This is a genomic window from Pseudomonas sp. ITEM 17296, assembly GCF_028895205.1.
GTDB classification, from domain to species: domain Bacteria; phylum Pseudomonadota; class Gammaproteobacteria; order Pseudomonadales; family Pseudomonadaceae; genus Aquipseudomonas; species Aquipseudomonas kermanshahensis.
This window is the reverse complement of sequence record NZ_WJRS01000028.1, coordinates 14,268-36,216: the sequence shown is the minus strand read 5'-3', so window position 1 is coordinate 36,216 and position 21,949 is coordinate 14,268. Positions and strand designations below refer to the sequence as shown.

15 protein-coding genes and 1 pseudogene are annotated in these 21,949 nt (G+C 62.8%); 6 read left to right on the top strand and 10 right to left on the bottom strand.

Going from position 1 to position 21,949, the window contains the following annotated elements; translation table 11 throughout:
• Nucleotides 1–49: 49 nt before the first annotated feature.
• The gene (locus GIB19_RS23590) at nt 50–592 is read left to right on the top strand and encodes a helix-turn-helix domain-containing protein (RefSeq protein WP_027593429.1); all 543 of its coding nucleotides are present in this window, start codon (nt 50–52) and stop codon (nt 590–592) included.
• Nucleotides 593–602: 10 nt separating this feature from the next.
• A pseudogene (locus GIB19_RS23585) lies at nt 603–1,377 on the top strand (helix-turn-helix domain-containing protein).
• Here the strand turns inward: GIB19_RS23585 and GIB19_RS23580 are convergent.
• Nucleotides 1,362–1,943 carry a LysE family translocator gene (locus GIB19_RS23580; protein WP_099429205.1) on the bottom strand — a complete coding sequence of 194 codons (582 nt, stop codon included), beginning with the start codon at nt 1,941–1,943 and terminating at the stop codon, nt 1,362–1,364. The pseudogene GIB19_RS23585 and the gene GIB19_RS23580 overlap by 16 nt on opposite strands.
• Nucleotides 1,944–2,193: 250 nt before the next feature.
• On the opposite strand from GIB19_RS23580, the gene GIB19_RS23575 reads away from it, so the two are divergent.
• Nucleotides 2,194–3,765 (top strand): TerC family protein, encoded by a 1,572-nt coding sequence (locus GIB19_RS23575; protein WP_027593426.1) that lies wholly within the window; start codon nt 2,194–2,196, stop codon nt 3,763–3,765.
• Here the strand turns inward: GIB19_RS23575 and rarD are convergent.
• Together rarD and GIB19_RS23565 are read right to left on the bottom strand one after the other, a co-directional pair.
• Nucleotides 3,728–4,615, bottom strand: a complete 888-nt coding sequence (gene rarD / locus GIB19_RS23570) for an EamA family transporter RarD (protein WP_027593425.1) — start codon at nt 4,613–4,615, stop codon at nt 3,728–3,730. The two genes, GIB19_RS23575 and rarD, sit on opposite strands and share 38 nt — an antisense overlap.
• Before the next feature lie 33 nt (nt 4,616–4,648).
• Complete coding sequence (locus GIB19_RS23565) at nt 4,649–6,235, bottom strand: EAL domain-containing protein (RefSeq protein WP_274888221.1); 1,587 nt, start codon at nt 6,233–6,235, stop codon at nt 4,649–4,651.
• Between the two features lie 301 nt (nt 6,236–6,536).
• Here GIB19_RS23565 and hppD point away from each other — a divergent pair, with 301 nt between their 5' ends.
• Entirely contained in the window at nt 6,537–7,613 is a 1,077-nt protein-coding gene (hppD, locus tag GIB19_RS23560; RefSeq protein WP_027593423.1) for a 4-hydroxyphenylpyruvate dioxygenase, read from the top strand.
• A gap of 17 nt (nt 7,614–7,630) precedes the next feature.
• Here the strand turns inward: hppD and GIB19_RS23555 are convergent, their stop codons facing one another.
• A complete protein-coding gene (locus GIB19_RS23555; RefSeq protein WP_274888216.1) occupies nt 7,631–8,437 on the bottom strand; it encodes a CSS-motif domain-containing protein in 807 nt (268 codons plus the stop codon).
• Between the two features lie 135 nt (nt 8,438–8,572).
• Nucleotides 8,573–9,259, bottom strand: a complete 687-nt coding sequence (locus tag GIB19_RS23550) for a type 1 glutamine amidotransferase domain-containing protein (RefSeq protein ID WP_099429208.1) — start codon at nt 9,257–9,259, stop codon at nt 8,573–8,575.
• A gap of 151 nt (nt 9,260–9,410) precedes the next feature.
• Between GIB19_RS23550 and GIB19_RS23545 the strand changes: the two genes are divergently transcribed.
• Nucleotides 9,411–11,483, top strand: a complete 2,073-nt coding sequence (locus GIB19_RS23545; protein WP_274888213.1) for a hybrid sensor histidine kinase/response regulator — start codon at nt 9,411–9,413, stop codon at nt 11,481–11,483.
• Nucleotides 11,484–11,489: 6 nt separating this feature from the next.
• Here the strand turns inward: GIB19_RS23545 and GIB19_RS23540 are convergent, their stop codons facing one another.
• From GIB19_RS23540 to mexE, 5 genes are all read right to left on the bottom strand, one after another.
• Nucleotides 11,490–13,094, bottom strand: a complete 1,605-nt coding sequence (locus GIB19_RS23540) for a response regulator (protein ID WP_265969428.1) — start codon at nt 13,092–13,094, stop codon at nt 11,490–11,492.
• Between the two features lie 111 nt (nt 13,095–13,205).
• Nucleotides 13,206–14,261 carry a tetratricopeptide repeat protein gene (locus GIB19_RS23535; protein ID WP_265969427.1) on the bottom strand — a complete coding sequence of 352 codons (1,056 nt, stop codon included), beginning with the start codon at nt 14,259–14,261 and terminating at the stop codon, nt 13,206–13,208.
• 358 nt (nt 14,262–14,619) lie between these two features.
• The gene (locus GIB19_RS23530; protein WP_274888210.1) at nt 14,620–16,035 is read right to left on the bottom strand and encodes an efflux transporter outer membrane subunit; all 1,416 of its coding nucleotides are present in this window, start codon (nt 16,033–16,035) and stop codon (nt 14,620–14,622) included.
• Nucleotides 16,032–19,211: an efflux RND transporter permease subunit gene (locus GIB19_RS23525; protein ID WP_027593416.1), complete on the bottom strand. Its 3,180-nt coding sequence runs from the start codon at nt 19,209–19,211 to the stop codon at nt 16,032–16,034. Before GIB19_RS23525 ends, GIB19_RS23530 begins: the two co-directional genes overlap by 4 nt.
• A gap of 12 nt (nt 19,212–19,223) precedes the next feature.
• Nucleotides 19,224–20,465: a multidrug efflux RND transporter periplasmic adaptor subunit MexE gene (mexE, locus tag GIB19_RS23520; protein ID WP_099454285.1), complete on the bottom strand. Its 1,242-nt coding sequence runs from the start codon at nt 20,463–20,465 to the stop codon at nt 19,224–19,226.
• A 330-nt stretch (nt 20,466–20,795) separates the two neighbouring features.
• On the opposite strand from mexE, the gene GIB19_RS23515 reads away from it, so the two are divergent.
• A complete protein-coding gene (locus GIB19_RS23515; protein WP_274888258.1) occupies nt 20,796–21,917 on the top strand; it encodes an MFS transporter in 1,122 nt (373 codons plus the stop codon).
• The last annotated feature ends 32 nt before the right edge of the window (nt 21,918–21,949 follow it).

Below are 21,949 nucleotides of genomic sequence, written 5' to 3'. Positions count from 1 at the left end.
TCGGTGTGCGCGAGCCTTGCATCTGCCTTCGCCTGGGAAACTGCTTCACATGTCGATCCGATTGAAACTGCTGAGAAAGAAACTGGGTATCACCCTGGAAGTGCTGGCCGACAAGACCGGCATGACCAAAAGCTACCTGTCCAAGGTCGAGCGCGGCTTGAACACGCCGTCGATCGCTGCCGCGCTGAAACTGGCGCGGGCGCTGAACGTCAATGTCGAAGAGCTGTTCGCTGAAGAACACACCGCGCAGAGCCGTTACAGCCTGGTGCGCCACGCTGAACGCCAGGCGCTGGTGGGCGACGGCGAAGGGCCGGGCTATGCGGCGCTGACCAGCCAGGTAGGGCAGCGCAGCCTGCTGCCGTTTCTGATTCAGCCGCCCACCGAGTTCAGTGACCCGACGTTCAAGGAACACCAGGGCGAGGAGTTTCTGTTCGTCCATGCCGGGCAGGTTGAGGTCGATTTCGTGAATGAACGGGTGCTGCTGGAGCAGGGCGACGCCTTGCATTTCAACGCCCAGACACCTCACCGCTTGCGTTCGGTCGGGCCGCGCCCAGCGCAGTTGCTGGTGGTGGTACACGACAACGGCGAATGAGGGCAGGGCGATGATAGAGGTGTCGCGGTTCTGGCGCGATCCGGCATTGCCCTTCGTCGAGGCTCGGCGGGTCGGGGACGGGCGCCAGGTGTGTTATGCCGCCCATTCCCATGAGAGCTTTTCCATCGGCGCCATCACCGGTGGGCGCAGCACCTACCTGAGCGGTAGCACCGGGATCGAAGTCAGCGCGGGCACCACGGTGCTGATGAACCCAGGGGTGGTGCACACGTGCAACCCCATCGAGGGCGAGGCCTGGTCCTACCTGATGCTGTTCGTTGACGTAGCGTGGTTGCAGAGGCTTGGGTTCCAGTTGCCCGCGCAGGTTGTCAGCACCTCGCCAGCCCTCTACAGCGCCTTGCTGCAGGTGTTTGCCGACCTGTTCGACGACAACCGACGGGATCGCGAAGCGCGGCTTGCGGCGTTCTTCCAGAGGCTGTCGAACGTGCTGGGTGGCGAGCCTGGGGCACCCAAGCCGGACCATCCTCGGCTGGAGGCCGCCGCGGCCTTCATCCGCGCACACCGTACCGACCCGCTAGACCTTGAAGACATCTGCCAAGCCTGCGGCTTGTCCCGCGCCTACCTGATCCGCGCGTTTCGCCAGCGTTTTGGGCTAACGCCCCACGACTACCTGCTTGACCAGCGTGTGCAGTGCGCGCGCGCAACTGCGCCAGGGCAGCTCAATTGCCGACGCAGCCCTGGCAGCGGGCTTCGCCGACCAGGCGCACCTGCAGCGTGCCTTCAAGCGGCATTTGGCTGCGACGCCGGGGCATTATCGCAGCAGGTAAACCGCACTGCCCACCAGCAATATGGCCAGCCCGCGGTTCAACAAACGCATGCGCCCCGGGTTGCCCAGGCATTGGCGAATCACACTGCCAGCCCATGCCCAACTGGCCACCGAGGCGAAACAGATCGGCCCATAGATCCAGGTGAACACCCACAACAGTTGCTGGTCGCCCCCTGTGTAGGCGCCCACACCTGCCACCGCCGCCAACCATGCCTTGGGGTTGAGCCACTGCATGGCCGCGCCCTGCCAGGCAGACGGGGCGCGCTGTGCATGATCGCTGCCCAAGCGGCCATCGTCGCGGGCCAGCTTCCACGCCATGTACAGCAAAAACGCGACACCTCCCCAGTGCAGCAGCGAACCCAAAAGCGGCCAGCGCAACAGCAGTTCATGCAGGCCCAGCCCAACCAGTACCAGCAACAGGCAGAACCCCAGCGTGGCCCCGGCCACGTGGGCCAGGCTTGCGCGCAAGCCATGCCGGGCACCGCTGCCCAGCGCGACAATGTTGACTGGGCCAGGAGAAATCGAGGCGGCCAGCGCAAAGGCGGCCATGGACAAAGACAGGCTCATGGGGGTAATCCAAGTGGTGGAAGTTGAGGCTATTCTTCAGGCGCAGGGCGTCAGGTGTATTGAATGAAAATCCCCTGTTACAGGTTTTGTAATAGTTTCTCACTGTCAGAAAAACTGGCTGTGATTGTAGGATCTCTTACCCAATTTCTATTCAGGTACCTATGAGCACCTTCGCGGAACCCCCCTGTCCTTGGCCTTCTCGGCCGCCTTTCACCTGTCCTTGTGACGCTTCCCTCGTGAGTACCCGCTAATGGAATGGCTAGCCGACCCCACGGCCTGGCTAGGCCTGTTGACGCTTATCGTCCTCGAGCTGGTGCTGGGTATCGACAACCTCGTGTTCATCGCCATCCTGGCCGACAAACTGCCGCCGCATCAGCGTGACCGTGCGCGGATCATCGGTTTGAGCCTGGCGCTGATCATGCGCTTGGGCCTGTTGGCGAGTATCTCGTGGATGGTGACGCTGACCGCGCCGCTGTTCGAGGTATTCGGCAAGAGCTTCTCGGGGCGTGACCTGATCATGCTGTTCGGCGGTGTGTTCCTGCTGTTCAAGGCCACCATGGAGCTGCACGAACGGCTTGAAGGGCATGTTACCCAGGCCAGCGGTGCGGTCCGCCACGCGGCGTTCTGGCCGATCGTCGCGCAGATCGTGGTGCTCGATGCGGTGTTCTCGCTGGACGCTGTGATCACGGCCGTCGGCATGGTCGAGCAGTTGTCGATCATGATGATCGCGGTGATCTTCTCGATCGGCATCATGATTGTCGCCAGCAAGCCGCTGACCCGCTTCGTCAACGCCCACCCGACGGTGATCATGCTGTGCCTGGGCTTCCTGATGATGATCGGTTTCAGCCTGACCGCCGAAGGCCTGGGCTTCCATATCCCGAAAGGCTACCTGTATGCGGCCATCGGCTTCTCTATCCTTATCGAGGTGTTTAATCAGCTGGCCCGTGCGCGCCGCAAGCGCAGCCTGCAGCAGCACAAGCCACTGCGTGAGCGCACGGCCCATGCGGTATTGCGCCTGTTGGGCGGCCGTCGGGTCGAGGCTGACGAGGTCGGGGAAGAAATCGCCGACCTGGTCGAGGGCGGTGGCGAAGAGGTGCTGTTCGACCGCCGTGAGCGGGTGATGATCAGCGGTGTGCTGAACCTTGCCGAGCGGCCGATCCGCACGGTGATGACCGCGCGCACCGAGGTCGATGTGATTGACTTGGCGCTGCCGGCCGCAGCCATTACCGAAGCCTTGGCCAATTCGCCGTACTCGCGCCTGCCGCTGATCCGCGACGGCCGCATCGATGAACCACTGGGCTTCGTGCACAAGAAGGAGCTGCTCAAGGAACTGCTGTCAGGCAGCCAGCCAGACCTGGAGCGCATGGCCCGGGCGCCGTTGAACCTGCTGGAAAGCTTCAGCATCCTCAACGCCCTTGAGCAGATGCGCGGTCAATCGACCCATATTGCCTTCGTGGTCAACGAATTCGGTGACTTCACCGGCCTGTTGACCATGACCGATATCCTCGAGTCGATCGCCGGTGAACTGCCGGATGCGAGTGAGGTAGAAGGGCCGGGTATCGTCGAAGAAGGGGATGGCTTTGTCGTCAGCGGCGCCCTCAACCTCAGCCAGGTGCAGGCGCGTACCGGTTTCAGCGCGCGTGCCACCGAGGACTACCAGACCCTCGCGGGCCTGGTGATGAGCTTGCTGGACCGCCTGCCGATGGTGGGGGATCGCCTGGCCTGGAATGGCTGGACGCTGACCGTGGAGGCGGTTGAGGAGCGGCGCGTGCGCCAGGTGCGGCTTATACCGAGCGGCGACGCTGACGCAGCAGGTGCTTGAAGCCTTCGAGCACCAGCACCAGCACTGCGGCCCAGATCGGCAGGTAGGTCAGCCACTGATCCGGGCCGATGCTCTCACCCAGCAGCAGGGCCACGCCCACCAGCAATACCGGCTCGACGTAGCTGAGCAAGCCGAACAGGCTGAACGGCAACAGGCGGCTGGCCAACACGTAGGCGATCAGGGCCGAGGCGCTGATCGCCCCCAGCACCGGGATCAAGGCGTAAAGGCCGGGGTGCGCCTGCAGGTCCGCAGGTGACAACGGCCCCTGGATCACGAAGTACAGGGCCCACGGCAACAGCAGGCACATGTCGCACCACAAACCGCCCAGGTGGTCGGTGCGGCAGCGTCGGCGCAGCACGAAGTAGATCGGGTAACCGATCATCACCACCAGGGTTTCCCAGGCGAAGCTGCCATGTTGGTACAGCTCGTGCCCGACACCCAGCGCAGCGCAGCACACGGCGATTTTCTGCAAGTGCGACAGGCGCTCGCCGTAGACCAGGCGCCCGGTCAAGACCATGGTCAGTGGCAGCAGGAAGTAGCCCATCGACACCTCCAGGCTACGCCCGTGCAACGGCGCCCAGAGGAACAGCCACAGTTGCACCCCCATCAGCCAGGACGTACCGACCATCCCCAGCAGCAGCACCGGGGTACGCCGTACCCGCCCCAGCAGCTCACCAACACGCTGCCAGTCCTTGGAAACCAGCATGAACAGCGTCAGGCAAGGCAGCGTCAGCAGCGTACGCCAGCCAAAGATTTCCTCACCATCGAGCGGCGTGAGCAGGGAGGTATAGAAGTACATCACGGCGAACAAGCACGACGCCATGACTGATGAAAGGATGCCTTTTGACACGAATGCCTCGAATGGGAGAGTTGGGCGGCTGGATCAGCCGCGCATGATCTCAGGGGGCGCGTCCTGCGGCAACCGCGAGACGCCTTGGCGAGCGGCCAGCGCTTCGAGGAACGCCTCGGCCGGCATGGGCTTGGCGAAGAGGTAGCCTTGCTGGAAGTCGACGTTATGCCGGGCCAGGTAGTCGCGCTGGGTCTCGGTTTCGACGCCTTCGGCGACGATGCCCAGGCCCAGTTTGCCCGACAGCTCGATAATGGTGTCGAGGATGTGCAACGACAATGCGTCACCCCCGACCATGGCAACGAAGCTTTGGTCGATCTTCAGGTAATCGACCTTGAACTGGCGCAGGTAGTTGAGGCTCGACTGGCCCGTGCCGAAATCGTCCAGCGCAATCATCACGCCCATTTCATGCAGCTTCTCGAACAGGTCCAGGGTCACCGGCGTGGCTTCGATCAGCTTGCGCTCGGTCAGTTCCAGGGTCAGCGCCACACGGCCTGGCGGGAAGTGCTGAAGAAAGGTCCGGCAATCGTCGAGCAGGCTCAGGTCGCGGCAATGGTCAGCGGTGATATTGATGCCAATGTGGAAGCCATCCTCCAGCAGCGCAGCATACGGCGCCAGGCTCTGCGCAGTGTGCAGCATCAGCGCGCGTGTCATGGCGACGATCTGGCCGCTGTGCTCGGCGTAGGGGATGAACAGGTCGGGGCGCACCAGGCCTTCGCGGGGGTGGTTCCAGCGCATCAGCACTTCGGCACCGGCCCACTGGTAATCACCCTTGCGTACCACCGGCTGGAAGTACGGCAGAAACTCGTCGGCCTCCAGGGCGCGCTGCAGTTCGGCACGCGGCGAAGTGGCGCGGCGGACCTGCCAGTGGCACACCGCCCCGGCCACCGCACCGAGTATCAGCAGCAGGCTGAGCAAGGCGGGGTAGTGGCTGAGCAGCAGTTGGCCTTGCTTGTCGGCGCCATAGCCGCCGTACACGCTGAACGGGTAGCGGGTCGAGCTCAACGTCACCGCGGCAGTCGCTGCCGTGGGCGGTGAGCCTTCGTGGACAGCACCGTCCTTGCCCATCCAATCGTTACCGACGCGGATCTGCAGCGTCTCGTCCGGGCCGATCAGGCGCAGTGCCGTGAGCAAGTGGTCGCCATCGACGGTAGTGATCGCGCCGCGGTCACCGTCGCTGGCCCGATACACCAGCAGCGCGTGGCCCGGCGTTACCGAGTTGCCATTCATCAACCACAGCGTGCCGTTGGCGTAGTCGCCAGCGTCGACGGCCTCATCAAACTCACCGAACAGCGAGGAGCAATACAGCGTGTTGTGCTGGAACAGGTTGGTGGAGCGCACAAAGGCGTTACGCGTGACCTGGCCGCGCAGGGCCAGTTGCACCTGCGCGCACGGGTCGCCTGCCAACGGCAGCAGCGCTTGTGCCGTACTGGACGCCGTGTCGAGAATACGCTCGACATGGTCAATCACCTGAGCGGCAGTAGCATGGCTGTTGGCATGCAGGTCACGGTCGATCTGCCAGTTCATCACCCCCAGGCCGCAGGCCACCGGGAGCACGCCGATCGCCCAAGGCAGCAGGGTGCGCCAACTCCAGCCGGCGCGGCGTTTACGGGTGAGGGGCATACTGGCCTAATCTGTTGAAGAGAACGTGCAGAGGATAGCCGTTTGTCGGGGGCACGGGCGAACTAAAGCGCGACAAACCGATTTACGCACTGTAGAATCCAGTTACGAATACAACAATAAGGTTCTCCACATTCGGGAGAATCAAGCCCGCCGAGAATGGGTCCATATGACAAACCATGGGTTCAAACTGATCATTGGTGGCTTCCTCGCTCGCAGCGTGCGTGGCATCCCGTGCTCACCGCCTGTTCTGTTCTACATCCCCGGAAATCACTAATTTTTCGCTGTAGATGAGGACAAGAACATGGCTGATATTTTCGAAAATCCAATGGGCCTGATGGGCTTCGAGTTCATCGAGCTGGCATCGCCGACCCCGGGTGTGCTCGAGCCGGTTTTCCAGATACTCGGTTTCACCAAGGTCGCCACCCACCGCTCCAAAGACGTGCACCTGTACCGTCAGGGCGGCATCAACCTTATTCTGAACAACGAACCCAAGAGCATCGCCTCGTATTTTGCCGCCGAACACGGCCCGTCGGTCTGTGGCATGGCGTTCCGCGTTCGCAATGCTCACGAAGCCTATGCCCGCGCGCTTGAACTTGGCGCTCAGCCTGTCGAAATCGAAACCGGCCCGATGGAGCTGCGCCTGCCCGCAATCAAGGGTATCGGTGGCGCGCCGCTGTACTTGATCGACCGCTTTGAAGAAGGCAGCTCGATCTACGACATCGACTTCAACTTCATCGAAGGCGTAGACCGCAACCCGGTGGGCGCAGGCCTGAAGATCATCGATCACCTGACCCATAACGTTTACCGTGGGCGCATGGCCTACTGGGCAGGGTTCTACGAGAAGCTGTTCAACTTCCGCGAGATCCGCTACTTCGATATCAAGGGCGAGTACACCGGCCTGACCTCGCGTGCCATGACCGCACCCGATGGCATGATCCGCATCCCGCTCAACGAAGAATCGTCCAAGGGCGCTGGGCAGATCGAAGAATTCCTGATGCAGTTCAACGGCGAAGGCATTCAGCACGTGGCCTTCCTGACCGACGACCTGCTCAAGACCTGGGATGCCCTGAAGGGCATCGGCATGCGCTTCATGACCCCGCCGCCGCAGACCTACTACGAGATGCTCGAAGAGCGCCTGCCAGGTCACGGTGAACCTGTCGACCAGCTGCAAGCGCGCGGCATCCTGCTCGACGGCGCTGCAGAGCAGGGCGACAAGCGTTTGCTGCTGCAAATCTTCTCGGAGACCTTGCTTGGGCCAGTATTCTTCGAGTTCATCCAGCGCAAGGGTGATGATGGCTTTGGCGAAGGTAACTTCAAGGCCCTGTTCGAATCCATCGAACGGGACCAGGTTCGCCGCGGTGTATTGAGCACCGATTGATAGTGCTGGTACCGCCGTCATGCCGCTTCGGCGGCGGTACCACGCTTGTTGCGACGCGCCCTGAACAGGCCCCAGTAGACGATCGAGCCGGTCACGATGCCTACCAGTACCAGGGAAGGCAGGACCTGCAACATCGATTGGCGGATTTCTTGGGCCGTATAGCCTCTGGCATAACCGCCCCTCACCGCATACCCATACTTCTCGGAGATCGCCCTTTGAGCATACTCCGGCTGCGAAGGCCGATGCGGGTCGCGGCTGTCTCCATGGCTCCAGATGTATTGGTCGCCGAACTCCAGAAGCAGTGTCAGGCCATCCTGAAAGGCCCGCAGTTCGTTGCGCAGTTCAGTGGCATAGCCTGTCACGATCACGCTCGGGTTGTTGCCCGGTTCCTGAAAGTGGGTCACCAGCGTAGTGGGTAATGCTGGCGAGTCGAGCGCGAGTTCAACCTGTTGCCCGGACTGGGCGAAGGCCGAAAGATGGTCGAGGGAGTCCGAGTGGGTGCTGCAATACGCTTCCTGGTCGCGCACCAAGGTCAGCGCGCGTAGCAAGGGGTCACGGGCTACCTGTTCCTGCAGGGTGCTCTGGACTTCGGCGCACGCCTTGCCTGCAACAGGCTGGGCGAGGATAACGGTGCTTTGCATGCGGTCCAGCACTTTATCGATGGTGAATACCGCTTCCTGGACGGAGATCTGTGCGTTTTCCTCCAGCTTTTTCTCCAGCTGAAACACCATGACCAACAACCCGGACACCACCGGCACCAGCCCGATGGCCATGATGAGCAGCAATTCCAGCAAACTGCGCCCGGCATGCATGATTTTCGACATAGGCTATTGTTCTCCATTCTGATGCTGCCCGTGGTGGGCAGGTAGTCTGGGAGCCTATGTAATCAATTGCGTGTCGGATGTAGTCCACGTGCGGCCCGCGCTTCGAGAAACGATGTAATCAGGCGTAAGCCGTCACTATGCCTCGAGTTTTGCGAGTACCTCTTCAGCCAACAATGCAGTGGAATCTGGGTTTTGCCCAGTAATCAGCCGATCATCGCTCACCACGTAAGGTTTCCACGGGTCATCGTGCTTGCTGTAAATACCGCCCCGAGCAACCAGTTCGTTTTCGGTGAGAAAAGGCACAACCTTGTCCAGTTCCACCAGTTGTTCCTCGATGTTGGAAAAACCGGTGACCTGACGGTCTTTCAGCAGCAGGCTGTTGTTACTGAGCTTGATGTTCAAAAGGCCGACAACGCCGTGGCAAACGGCCGCCACAATGCCTTTATTCTCATAGATTTTGCGCGCGATCTCTTGCAGCGGCTGGTTATTGGCAAAGTCGTACATCACCCCGTGCCCACCGGTGTAATAGATGACGCTGTAGTCGTCAGCCTTGACCAGCCCCGGGCTGAGTGTGGCACCCAGACGTGTCATGAAGTCCTTGTCGTCGTACCACGCCCAGTCCAGATCGGGTGCCATTTGCAGGCTGTGCGGGTCGATCGGCACGTAGCCGCCGCTGGGGCTGACATAATCGACGCTGTAGCCTGCGTTCTGGACCTTTTCGACAAAATGCACAGCCTCGCCCAACCACAGCCCGGTTGCCCGTTTGAGGGTCGGGTACTTGGCCGTATTGGTCAGCACTACCAGCATCTTCTTCTTGCTCATGACCACACTCCCATCGGCAACCTAAAGGGACCGCTATTCCATGGCTCAGTGGAAAACCTAATCAGCATAGCTGCCACCTGCCGGTACGCCATAAATGCAGCGCATGCTGTGCTAACGTGAACAACGTCGCCACCCATCAGCCATTGGAGTCATGAGATTGGTCGCAAACGGTACCCCGCGCGAAGTTGAGCCGCAGGTCACCCTGCTGGCGTCCAACCCGGCATCAGCTGATCCCATGGGTGAACGCATTGCCCAATTCGATTGGGGCCGTACGTCGCTAGGGCCGCTGCCACGCTGGCCGGCCTCGCTGCGCATTGCCGTCGACATGATGCAAGGCTCGCCATTCCCGTGTGCGGTGGTGTGGGGGGCGGACCTGAGCGTGGTCCATAACGACGCCTATCGGATGCTCCGGGGCGGTGGCCAGGATGCATTGGGGCAGGCGTTCGACGTGCTCTGGCGCGATGCCTGGCAGGGCATGGGGCCTTGGGTGTACAAGGCGCTTGAAGGCCGTTCGAGTTTCGTCGAAGACCCGCCGCTGCGCATCGAGCGTGGCAACGTCACCGACCCCTTGTGGTGTGCCTTCGGTTACTCGCCGATTCGGGACGAGCAGGGTGGCGTTGCGGGTTTTCTGCACACGGTCATCGAAACCAAGGCCAGTGCCGAGGCGCACCATCATTGGCGCGAGCAGGCGACGGCCTTTGAAAAACAGCTCGAGCGCTACATGGCCGATCGGGAGCAGATCTGGCAATTGTCCCGCGATGCCATGATGATTGTTACCCGTGAGCTGAAGCTGCACTCCGCCAACCCCGCCTGGCATCGCATCCTGGGCTGGCGTGAGGCGTTGGTACAGGACATGTCGATATTGGAGCTGATCCACCCAGCGGACCGCGCTGAAGTGCAGGTGGCGGTCTCGAGCTTTGTGCAGGGTCAGGAGGCTGAACAGATCGATATCCGCCTGCGCCACCAGGACGGCCACTACCGCTGGTTTAGCTGGTCCGCTAAATTCGATGGCAACTTACTGACCGCCGTCGGCCGCGACATCACCGCAGACCGCGAAGAAGCCACCCGCCAGTCCGAGGCCTTGTTGCGCAACAGTGAGCGCCTGGAGGTGGTTGGCCAACTGGCAGGCGGCATGGCCCATGAAATGAACAACTTGCTGTCAGGCATCGGTGGCAGCCTCGAGCTGTTGCAACGCCGCTTGCTGCAAGGGCGCCTGGAGCGCATCGAGACCTATGTGGAACTGGCGCGAGACTCTGTGCAACGGGCCATGAACCTTACCCACCGGCTGTTGGCGTTTTCCAGCAACCAGCCGCTGGAGGCCAGGCCACTGAATGTCAACCGACAGCTGTCTCTGATCGAGCCCTTGCTGCAGCAGGCGCTGGGCGCGGAAATGAGCCTGCAGTGGCAGTTGGACGTCACCCCCTGGGCTGTCAGCGTCGATGTCACCCAGTTTGAAAATGCCTTGATCAACCTGTGCGCGAATGCCCGTGAAGCGTGCCTTGAGCGCGGCAGCGTCTCGATCAGAACGGTCAACGAACGCTTGGCGACGCATTTCCCGGATGAGAACGGGTTGCCGCCAGGCGACTATGTGGCCTTGCATGTTGAGGATGACGGCCACGGGATGTCGGCCGCAGAGGTCGCCAAGGCTTTTGAACCGTTCTTCACGACCAAGCCCCTGGGACGGGGATCGGGGCTTGGCCTGCCGATGGTCTATGGCTTTGTCGGGCAGTCGGGTGGCTATGTGTGGATCGAGTCGACCCAAGGCCAAGGGACGAAAGTCTCCATGCTGTTTCCGCGTAGCCTGGCGCTGGTTCCGGAAGAGCCACTGGTATGCCTGCCAAGCGTTAATCGCGCGCAAGGCCAGCGCGTGTTGTTGATCGATGACGAACTCAACTTGCGTGCACTGATGCGCGAATTTCTCACCGAGCGCGGGTTTGCCATCTGTGACGTTCAAGATGCCAATTCAGCGCTGGATCGCTTCCGCCATGACGGGCCTTTTGACCTGGTAATCACGGATATCGGCTTGCCGGGTGGGTTCAGTGGGCGGCAAGTGGCCAAGGCAATCCGCATGATTGTGCCGTCGCAGAAGATTCTGTTCATCACCGGCTACACCGACCAGCCGATCGAAGCCCAGTTGCTCGATCAGCCGGGCACCGCATTGATGCTCAAGCCGTTTGCGCTGGAGCACTTGGCGAACCAGGCCTTGCACATGCTAGGCGGTTGAACTGGTTCAGGGCTTGCCAAGAATCTGCGTCACCTGCGCCTGCAATTGCTTGAGCTCGAATGGCTTGCATATGAGGTGCATGCCAGCGCCGAGGAAGCCCTCGCGAGCCATGGCCGTTTCCGCGTATCCGGTAATGAACAGCACCGGCAGGCGTGGCCGCAAGGTACGTGCGATCTCCGCCAGTTGCCGCCCATTCATGCCCGGTAGGCCAACATCGCTGACCAACAGGTCGATCCGTTGCGACGACCGCAGGATCTGCAGGGCTTCATTGGCGTTGGCGGCGGTTTGGCAGGGGAAGCCGTCTTCGCTCAGTGCCTGACACAGTAATTGGCGGACATGGGGGTCGTCTTCGACCACCAGCACATGGTGGCCCGTGCTGTCAGGCGCAGGTGCGAGGGCCGGGCGTTTGGGTATTGCCTCGCCGACGTGCCGCGGCAAGTACAGGTCGACCTGGGTGCCATGGCCGATCTTGCTCTGCAGGGTGACATGCCCATGCGACTGCTTGCTGAAGCCATACACCATAGAAAGGCCAAGGCCGATGCCCTGGCCGACGGGTTTGGTGCTGAAAAACGGCTCGAAAGCGTGTTCCAACGTGCTCTGCGACATACCCTGGCCGTTGTCGATGATGCGCAGACGCAGGTAATCACCGCTGTTCAGGGCGCCGTCGGCGAACTGCTTCGCCTCAATCTGCTGGTTGCTGGCCTCGATACGCAGCAGGCCGCCGGTGGGCATGGCTTCGCAGGCATTGAACAGCAGGTTGTCGAGGGCTTCGCGCAGTTGCCCATCATCGGCCTCCACGGCCCACAGGTCGTTGGGCACGTGCAGTTGCAGGGTCACCGAGTGGGTCAGGCCAGCGTTCAGGCGCTTCGCCTCCAGCAATGCATGCAGGTCGACCCGCTGGCTGTGCAACGATTGCCGGCTGGAAAAGGCCAGCAGCCGATGGGTCAATTTTCCTGCGCGTGACACGGCCTCCTGGCCCATGCGCAAAATGCCTTCCAGGCTGTCGCTCCGGCCTTTGCTCAAGCGTCGCTCGATCAGCTCGAAGCTACCGCCGATACTGGTCAGCAGGTTGTTGAAATCATGGGCAATGCCACCGGCCAATTGGCCGACAGCTTCCATCTTGCGAACTTGTGTGCGGGCAATCTCGTTGCTGTGCTGTTCCTGGCTGCGGGCGTCCATCCGCTGCTGCAGTGCAGACAGTTGATCCCGCGCCCGGTATTGATGGCGGCGGTTGCGCTGGGCGATACGCGCCAGCTGCAGCACTTGCCCGTCATCAAGCGGGCAGAGCAACTGCATCAGGTTGCCCTCAGGCGGCTGAGAAGGCCGGGTGGCAGTGGCGGCTAAGTCCATGATCAACAAGATGGGCAGGTCCGACCAGCTCGGCTGTTGGTCGATAAACCCCTGCAACGGTACGCTGGGGCCATTGCTGAAGTTTTGTTCGGCGATGATGACCAAGGCTGCGCCTTCGATCAGGCAGGCGTGCAGGTTGGCGATGTCGAGGGTGCACAGGCTCTCGATGCCAGCGGACGCCAGTAGACGCGCGGTATCCGCGGCAAGTTGCGGGGGTGCCAGGATCAAGGCACGTTCGTCCAGCGCCAACGAACTGGCCAAAGCGACGCTCCTGTGACAATGGGCAGGGTCAAGGCTTGGCCTGCCACCGGTGGTTCGATACTCACTGGACCACGGGCTGCCGCTTAGGGTTCAACGAATTAGGGGAGGGGCCTACAGGCCCTGTTGCAGCACCGGATCGTCAGGGTTCTGGCGCTCTAGTTCGGCCAGTAGCACCTGGACGTTCTGCAGTTGGCCGGTCTCTTTCCAGTACTGGATCAGCAACAGCCGGGCCCGGCGATTGGCCGGTTGCCGATTGAGCACGGTTTCCAGCTGCTTTTGCGCAGCGTCGACCTGGTCGAGCTCATGCAAGGTCATTGCCAGCGAGTAGCGGTAGTCGGCGTTGTCCGGGTCCAACTCCACCGCACGCGATAAGGCCAGCAGGGCGTACTCACGCTGTTCGTGGCGATTGAGCCAGAGCCCGAGCTCATATTGCAGAAAGGCCGACTCAGGGCTCAGCAGCAAAGCCTTGGCCAGCACTTGGCGGGAGGCGTCGTGATGGCCCTGGCGCTCTAGCAGGCGTACTTGGGTTGCCAGCGCGTCCAGATTGCCTGGTGCAACCTGCAGGGCGCGTTGCAAGGCAGTAGCTGCCTGGGTGTAGTCGTTTTCGTGCAGGTACAGGCGCGCCAAGTGCACCTGCGCGTCGGCGTCTTCGGGCTGCAGCTCCAGCGCCTGCTGATACTGCTCAAGGGCGGCCTGCAAGGGGCCGAAGTACAGGCCTATGGCGTCCGGGTCGAGGCCCAGCAGGGCGTCCACGGCAGCGAAACGTACACTTTGATCCGCATCATCCAGCAACGGGCCCAGCACCAGGCTGCGTTGCGCGGCGGGGAGCAGGCGGCGGATACCGGCGATGGCGGCTCGGCGTACCAGCGGGTCGGCATGCTCCAGGTCCAGGCGCGCGAGTTTCAGCGCCTGTGGGGAGGGGTAGTTGGGCAGCTCGGCATACAGGGCCGCACGGCGGATGGGGGCCAGGTCGTTACGTTGCAACTGCTGGTACAGCACCCGCGCTGCCCCCGGCAAGCCTTCATGGGCCTGGCGCAAGGCCTTGGCGTAGCTGTGCGCGGGCAGCGTAGGCGGCGCCGGCTGGTCGTCTCGCGGCAGGTAGCTGATCATGGCCGACACCAGAATCAGCAGCAGCAAGGCGATCAGGTAGCGGTTGCGTCTGGGCATCGGACGGTCCGTGGCGGCAGGAAGGGCAGAGCTTGGGGCAGCTAGGGGGCAAATGCAACTGGGGGGATTTTGGGGGCGGGTAAGGCGGGAGACGTTTGTTGCCTTTGAGATCGAGCGCCGCCCGCGCGGCGCATCGCGAGCAACGCTCGCTCCTACGTTTGTTTCGGGCCAGTGAGGCCTGTGCCATTTGCGCGCGACCGCCTTGTGGGTTTGACGCAATATTGCGCCATGCACCATGACGGTCGCGTGCGTTTGTCCCAGGAATAATTGGCCTGAAACAAACGTAGGAGCGAGCGTTGCTCGCGATGCGCCGCGCGGGCGGCGCTCGATCTTATAGGCGCTGCAGATGTACCGCCTATCAGCGCGTGCTGGCCACCGTTTCAGGTTGCCAGCCACCGCCCAAGGCTTTGTAGATCGAGACGATACCGCGGTACAGCTCGACCTCACCCTGGGCCTGGGCATCTTCAGCGCTGAGGCGTTCACGTTCAGCGTCGAGCAACACCAGGTAGTCCACCGTGCCTTCGCGATAACGGATCGACGCCAGCTCCGCAGCCTTGCGGCTGGCGTCACTCTGGCGCATCAGCGACAGCAGGCGCTGCTGCGTCTTGTCGTAATCGCTGAAGGCATTGGCCGACTCTTCCAGGGCCAGCAGCACCTGCTGCTCATAGTTGGCCAGGGCGCCTTCGGCGTCTGCCTTGGCACCGCGCAGGCGGGCCCGTACGCTGCCCAGGTCGAAGGCCGCCCAGGTGATGCTAGGGCCAAGGCCCCAGGCATTGGCTGCCGAAGACCCGATCTGCGAGCCGCGTGCGGCGGTAAAGCCGAGGAAGCCACTGAGGCTGACCCGCGGGAACAGGTCAGCGGTGGCGACACCGACGTTGGCCGTGGCGGCCGCCAGCTGGCGTTCGGCACTGCGGATATCCGGGCGGCGCCGCAGCAACTCGCCAGGGTCGCCCACCGGCAGCGCTTTGGCGATCGCCGGCAGGGCCTTGGGCGACAGGTCGACGCTCAGTGCATCCGGGCGTTGACCAAGCAGGGTGGCGATGCGATGGCGGGCACGCGCCTGTTCGGCCTGCAGTTGCGGCACGGTGGCCTCGACGCCGGCCAGGCGCGCATCGGCCCGGACCACGTCGAGTTCGTTGCCGACCCCGGCATCGCGCAGGGTTTCGGTGATGCTGCGCGATTCTTGCTGGGTCTTGAGGTTGGCCAGGGCGATGTTCTCGCGCAATTGCGCGCCACGCAGTTGGCCGTAGGCGTCGACCAGTTCGGCGATCAGGCTGACCTGCAACTGCTGCAAGTCGGCTGCGGCAGCGGCTTCCTGGGCTTCGCTGGCCTCAATCTGGCGCTGGATACGGCCGAACAGGTCAAGCTCCCAGGCCATGTCCAGGCCCAGGTCGTAGCGTTCGCTGTTAACCCGCTGCTCAGTCTGGCCGGGGACCTGGCCTTTGCCGATTTCGCTGCTGGCACGGCTGGTGACCACCGGCAACTGGTCGTTCGAGGCGTCCTCACGGATCGCACGGGCCGACTTCAGCCGGGCAAAGGCCACGCGAAGGTCACGGTTGCCGTCGAGCGAGGCCTGCACCAGCTGGTTCAGCACCGGGTCGTCGAACTGCTTCCACCAGATGCTTTCGAAGCGGCTGCGGTCGTAGGCCTTGGCCTGCATTTCAGTGTCGAAATGGGCAGGCTCGGTGCTCGGCGTCTTGTAGTCCGGGCCCACCGCACAGGCCGCCAGGGCCAAGGCCAACAGGCTTGGGGTCAGGGGCTTGAGCATATTCATGCGTGGCTCTCCAGCGATTGAACGCGTTCGGCCTTGCGGGCCTGGCGGCGTTCGACGAAACGGCGGATCAGGAAGAAGAACACAGGCGTCAGGAACAGCCCGAATACAGTGACGCCGATCATCCCCGAGAACACCGCGACACCCATGGCGTGGCGCATTTCCGAGCCGGCACCGGAGGAGAACACCAGCGGTACCACGCCCATGATGAAGGCGATCGAGGTCATCAGGATCGGCCGCAGGCGCAGGCGGCAGGCTTCCAGTACCGCAGCCAGCGGGTCGAGGCCCTTGGCCTGTTCATCCTTGGCGAACTCGACGATCAGGATCGCGTTCTTGCACGCCAGGCCCACCAGTACGATCAAGCCGATCTGGGTGAAGATGTTGTTGTCGCCACCCGAGATGATCACCCCGGTAATGGCCGACAGCAGGGTCATCGGCACGATCAGGATCACCGCCAGCGGCAGGCTCCAGCTTTCGTACTGGGCGGCCAGCACCAGGAAGGCCAGCAGCACGCAGAGCGGGAAGACGAACAGCGCGGTGTTGCCTGAGAGGATCTGCTGGTAGGTCAGGTCGGTCCACTCGAAGGTCATGCCGTTGGGCAGCTCTTCCTTGAGCAGTTTTTCAATGGCAGCCTCGGCCTGGCCAGAGCTGTAGCCCGGTGCCGCCGCGCCGTTGATTTCGGCAGTGATGAAGCCGTTGTAGTGCATGACGCGGTCAGGCCCGGAGGTGTCGCTGACCTTGAGGAAGGTCGCCAGCGGGATCATCTCGCCCAGGTTGTTGCGCACCTTCAACTGGCCGATCTGCTCGGCGTCGAGGCGGAACTGTTGTTCTGCCTGAACGTTGACCTGGTAGGTACGGCCAAAGCGGTTGAAGTCGTTGGTGTACAGCGAGCCCAGGTAGACCTGCAGGGTGTCGAAGATGTCATTGATCGCCACGCCGTGGGTCTTGGCCTTTTCGCGGTCGATGGCTGCATCGACCTGTGGCACGTTGACCTGGTAGCTGGTGAACAAGCCAGCCAGCTCCGGCACGTTGTGGCTCTTGGCGATGATGTTCTGGGTTTCTTTGTACAGCGCTTCGTAGCCCAGGTTGCCGCGGTCCTCGATCTGCAGGCGGAAGCCGCCGATGGTGCCCAGGCCTTGAACCGGCGGAGGCGGGAAGATCGCGATGTAGGCGTCTTGGATGTCGGCGAACTGGGCATTCAGCGCGGCGGCGATGGCGGCTGCCGACTGGCTCGGGTCTTTACGCTCGTCAAATGGCTTGAGCGGGGTGAACACGATGCCGCTGTTCGGGCTGTTGGTGAAACCGTTGATCGACAGGCCTGGGAAGGCCACCGAGTCGGCAACACCCGGTTGCTTCAGGGCGATTTCGCTCATGCGCTTGATCACCGCCTCGGTGCGGTCGAGGCTGGCGGCGTCCGGCAGCTGGGCGAAGGCAACCAGGTACTGTTTGTCCTGGGCCGGCACGAAACCGGTCGGGGTGGACGAGAAGCCCAGGTAAGTCAGGCCCATCAGGCCGGCGTAGACGAACAGGGCGATGCCGCTGGAGCGGATGACCCGGCGCACGCCGCCAACATAGCTGTGGCTGGCACGGTCGAAGAACCGGTTGAACGGCGCGAACAGCCAGCTGCCCAGCAGCTTTTCCAGCAACCGCGAGAAACGGTCCTTGGGCGCGTGGTGGTCTTTGAGCAGCACAGCCGCCAAGGCCGGCGACAAGGTCAGCGAGTTGAATGCCGAGATCACGGTCGAGATGGCGATGGTCAGGGCAAATTGCTTGTAGAACTGGCCGGTAAGCCCGGAAATGAACGCCGCAGGTACGAACACGGCGCACAGCACCAAGGCGGTGGCGATGATCGGCCCGGTCACTTCGCTCATGGCCTTTTGTGTGGCTTCCAGCGGTTTCAGGCCAAGCCCGATATTACGCTCGACGTTCTCCACCACGACGATGGCGTCGTCCACCACGATACCGATGGCCAATACCAACCCGAACAGCGACAAGGCATTGAGCGAGAAGCCGAACAGGTGCATCACGGCAAAGGTACCGATCAGCGACACCGGCACGGCCAGCAGCGGAATGATCGAGGCGCGCCAGGTCTGCAGGAACAGGATCACGACCAGCACGACCAGGATCAGCGCTTCGAACAGCGTGTGCACTACCGCTTCGATCGAACCACGGACGAACACGGTCGGGTCATAGACGATGCTGTAGTCCATCCCCTCAGGGAAGTCCTTCTTCAGCTCGGCCATTTTCGCCCGCACTTCGTCGGAGATGTCGATGGCATTGGAGCCTGGGCGCTGGAAGATCGGGATCGCCACCGCCGGCTGGTTGTTCAGCAGCGAGCGCAGGGCGTACTGGCTGGAGCCCAGCTCGACCCGGGCGATGTCTTTCAGGCGGGTGATTTCGCCATCGGCACCGGCACGGATGATGATGTTCTCGAACTCTTCCTCATTGACCAAGCGGCCTTGGGTGTTGATCGACAGCTGGAAGCTGGTGGAGCCGGGGGCGGGCGGGGCGCCCAACTGGCCGGCCGCAACCTGCCGGTTCTGCTCACGGATGGCCGCAACGACGTCGCTGGCAGTCAGGTTGCGCGAAGCGGTCTTGTTCGGGTCGAGCCACACGCGCAGCGAGTAGTCGCCCATGCCGAACAGCTGCACATCACCCACGCCGCCCAGGCGCGCCAACTCGTCCTTGATGTTGAGGATGGCGTAGTTGGACAGGTAGAGCATGTCGTAGCGGTTGTCCGGCGACGTCAGGTGCACGACCATGGTCAGGTCGGGCGAGGCCTTGTCGACGGTGATACCAATGCGCGTCACTTCTTCCGGCAGCTTGGGCTGGGTACGGGTGACACGGTTCTGGACCTGCACCTGCGCGTTGTCCAGGTCAGTGCCCAGGGCGAAGGTGATGGTCAGTGTCAGCTTGCCATCGGCGGTGGACTGGGAAGACATGTACAGCATGTTCTCCACGCCGGTGATGGCCTGCTCCAGCGGCGCGGCGACCGTTTCACCGATCACCTTGGGGTTGGCGCCCGGGAAGTTGGCACGCACCACTACTGTAGGTGGCACCACCTCGGGGTATTCGCTGATCGGCAACTGGAACAGCGAGATCGACCCTGCGATCAGCAGTACCAGCGACAGTACCGCCGCGAAGATCGGCCGGGTTATGAAGAATTTCGAGAAGTTCATCGGTGTGGTCCCTTAACCGCGTGGCGCTTGGGCGCTGGCGACTTTTACAGTGGCGCCCGCTACCTTCGGCGCCGGGTTGCTGGCCTCCAGGGCCTGGCGCTGTTGGGCGAGGGCGGCGAGGGTCTGCTCGCTGGCCATCGGGGTGTCTTCCGGGGTTACCGCGGAGCCTGGGCGCACACGCTGCAGGCCCCTGACCACGATGCGGTCGTCCTTGGCCAGGCCGCTGCGCACGATGCGCAGGCCTTCTAGCTTCGGCCCCAGCTCTACCGCGCGGTAGGCGGCTTTGTTGTCCTTGTCCATCACCAGCACGAACTTCTTGCCAAGGTCGGTGCCGACGGCTTCGTCGTTGATCAGCACGGCGTCGTACTGGGCGCTGCCGACCAGCTTCAGGCGGGCATACAGGCCGGGGGTGAACTGGCCGTCGCGGTTGTCGAACACGGCGCGGCCACGGATGGTGCCGGTGCGCGGGTTGACTTGGTTGTCGACGAAGTTCATCTGGCCCAGGTGCGGGTTGCCGGTTTCGTTGGTCAGGCCGAGGTACACCGGGGTGGCCTGGCCGCGCTGGCCTTCACGCGCCAGCTGGGTGTACTTGAGGTACACGCGCTCGTCGGCGTCGAAATAGGCGTAGACCTTGTCGGTGGAGACCACGCTGGTCAGCGGGGTGACATCGGCGGTGACGATGTTGCCGGCAGTGAACTGGGCACGGCTGACCCGGCCGCTGATGGGCGCGGTCACGCGGGTGAAGCTCAGGTTCAGGCGGGCCAGGTCGAGTTGGGCCTGGATCGCATCGACCCCGGCGCGGGCTTCGGCGGCGGCGCTGCTGCGCGACTCGGCAAGCTCGGCGGAGATCGCGTTGCTGTCACGCAGGCGCTCGCCGCGGCGGGCTTCGTTGGCGCTGCGGATGGCCGTGGCCTTGGCTTGCTGCAGTTGGGCTTCGAGGCGGCGGACCTCTGCCTGGAACGGGCGTGGGTCGATCTGGAACAGCAGGTCGCCTTTCTTGACCTGCGCGCCCTCGGTGAAACCAACCAGATCGATCTGGCCCGAGACCCGTGGCCGCACTTCGACGGTTTCCGGGGCTTCGAGGCGGCCGGTGAACTCGTCCCATTCGTTGATCGGCTGCTCGATCACCTTGGCCACGCTGACCTTGGGCGCGGCGGGCGCCTGCACGGCGTCGGGGGTTCGACCGCAAGCGCTGAGCACTACGACTGCCAGGGCAGCGAGTGGAAAGCGCAAGGGTTTGAGTGATTGTTCCATGGAGAACTCCGCCAATGTATTAGTAGTGGGCGGAGTGTGAGTGTCTTGCGCGTGAGGCACGAATCGAACGGGGCGAAGGTTATTATCACGCTGAATGATATGTCGGGATATTTCATCGATGGTGGGCATGGTAGGGTGCCTGTGCTGGCCCTTTCGCGGGGCAAGCCCGCTCCCACAGGTCATATGCTGCTCTCAGCGTCGCTGAGATTCCTGTGGGAGCGGGCTTGCCCCGCGAAAGGGCCGGTGCAGACACCCACGCATGTGACTCAAGGCCTCGTAGTGAAAAGCACCCCCCAATTCCCCAGGCCCCTCGGCATCGTCTGCCTGGGCATCCTGCAAATCCTGGTCTGGGGCGGTTCGTTCTTCCTCATGGCCGTGATGGCCGACCCGATCAGCCGTGACACTGGCTGGCCCAGCCAGTGGGTGTACGGCGCGTTGTCGCTGAGCCTGATGGTCTCGGCGCTGTGCGCCCCGTTGTCCAGCCGCCTGGTCGCCCGCTACGGCGGCCGCCCGCAAATGGCGGCCAGTGGTGCGGTGGTTGCAGTGGGCCTGCTGATCATGGCTGCCAGCCACAGCCTGGTGGTGTTCCTGCTGGCCTGGGCGGTGATCGGTGTGGGCATGGCCATGGGGCTGTACGAGGCCTTGTTCTCGACCCTGGGCGGCCTGTATGGCGAGGGCGCTGGCAAGGCTATCACTGGCATCACCCTGATTGCCGGCTTTGCCTCGACCCTGTCGTGGCCGACCGTGGCCTTGGCCATCGAGCACTTGGGCTGGCGCACGACCTGCGTGTGTTATGCGGTTGTGCTGCTACTGGTGGTAGCCCCTTTGTATTGGCGTGTATTGCCGCCGGGCGGGCAGGTCGAGGTGCGCAAGGTACAGCAGAACAGCGCTGCAGTCGGGGTAGATCGCCAGCTCTACCTGCTGTTGACCGGCATGTTCGCCATTGGCGCGATCATCATGACGGCGATTGCCGTGCAGTTGGTCGCCGTGCTCCAGGGCCTTGGGCATTCGCTGCCGGTGGCGATCGGCCTGGCGGCGATGCTCGGCCCCAGCCAGGTGGCCTCGCGGGTGCTGCAGATTCTGGCGGGCAAGCGCCACCCAATCTGGACGGCGCTGGCCTGGGTAAGCCTGGTGCTGGTGGGCTTGCTGCTGGTGACGCTGGTGCCGGCGGCCACGGCCGTGGGCCTGCTGGTATTCGGCTGCGGTAACGGCTTGCGGGCGATCGTGCGCGGGCTGTTGCCGCTGGCAATGATGCCACCCGCGCAGTATGTGCTGCTGATGGGGCGCATGTCGCGGCCTTCGCTGATCGGTCAGGCCTTGACGCCGCTGGTGGGTGGCTATCTGTTTGAGCACTTTGGCTCAATGGGGGTATTGGTGACCTTGTGCTTGCTGGCACTGGTCAATGTGGTGCTGGTGGGCATGGTGATGCGGCGGGTACGTGCTGGCGCTTGAAAAGGTTGAGTCCCTTTGAGATCAAGCGCCAG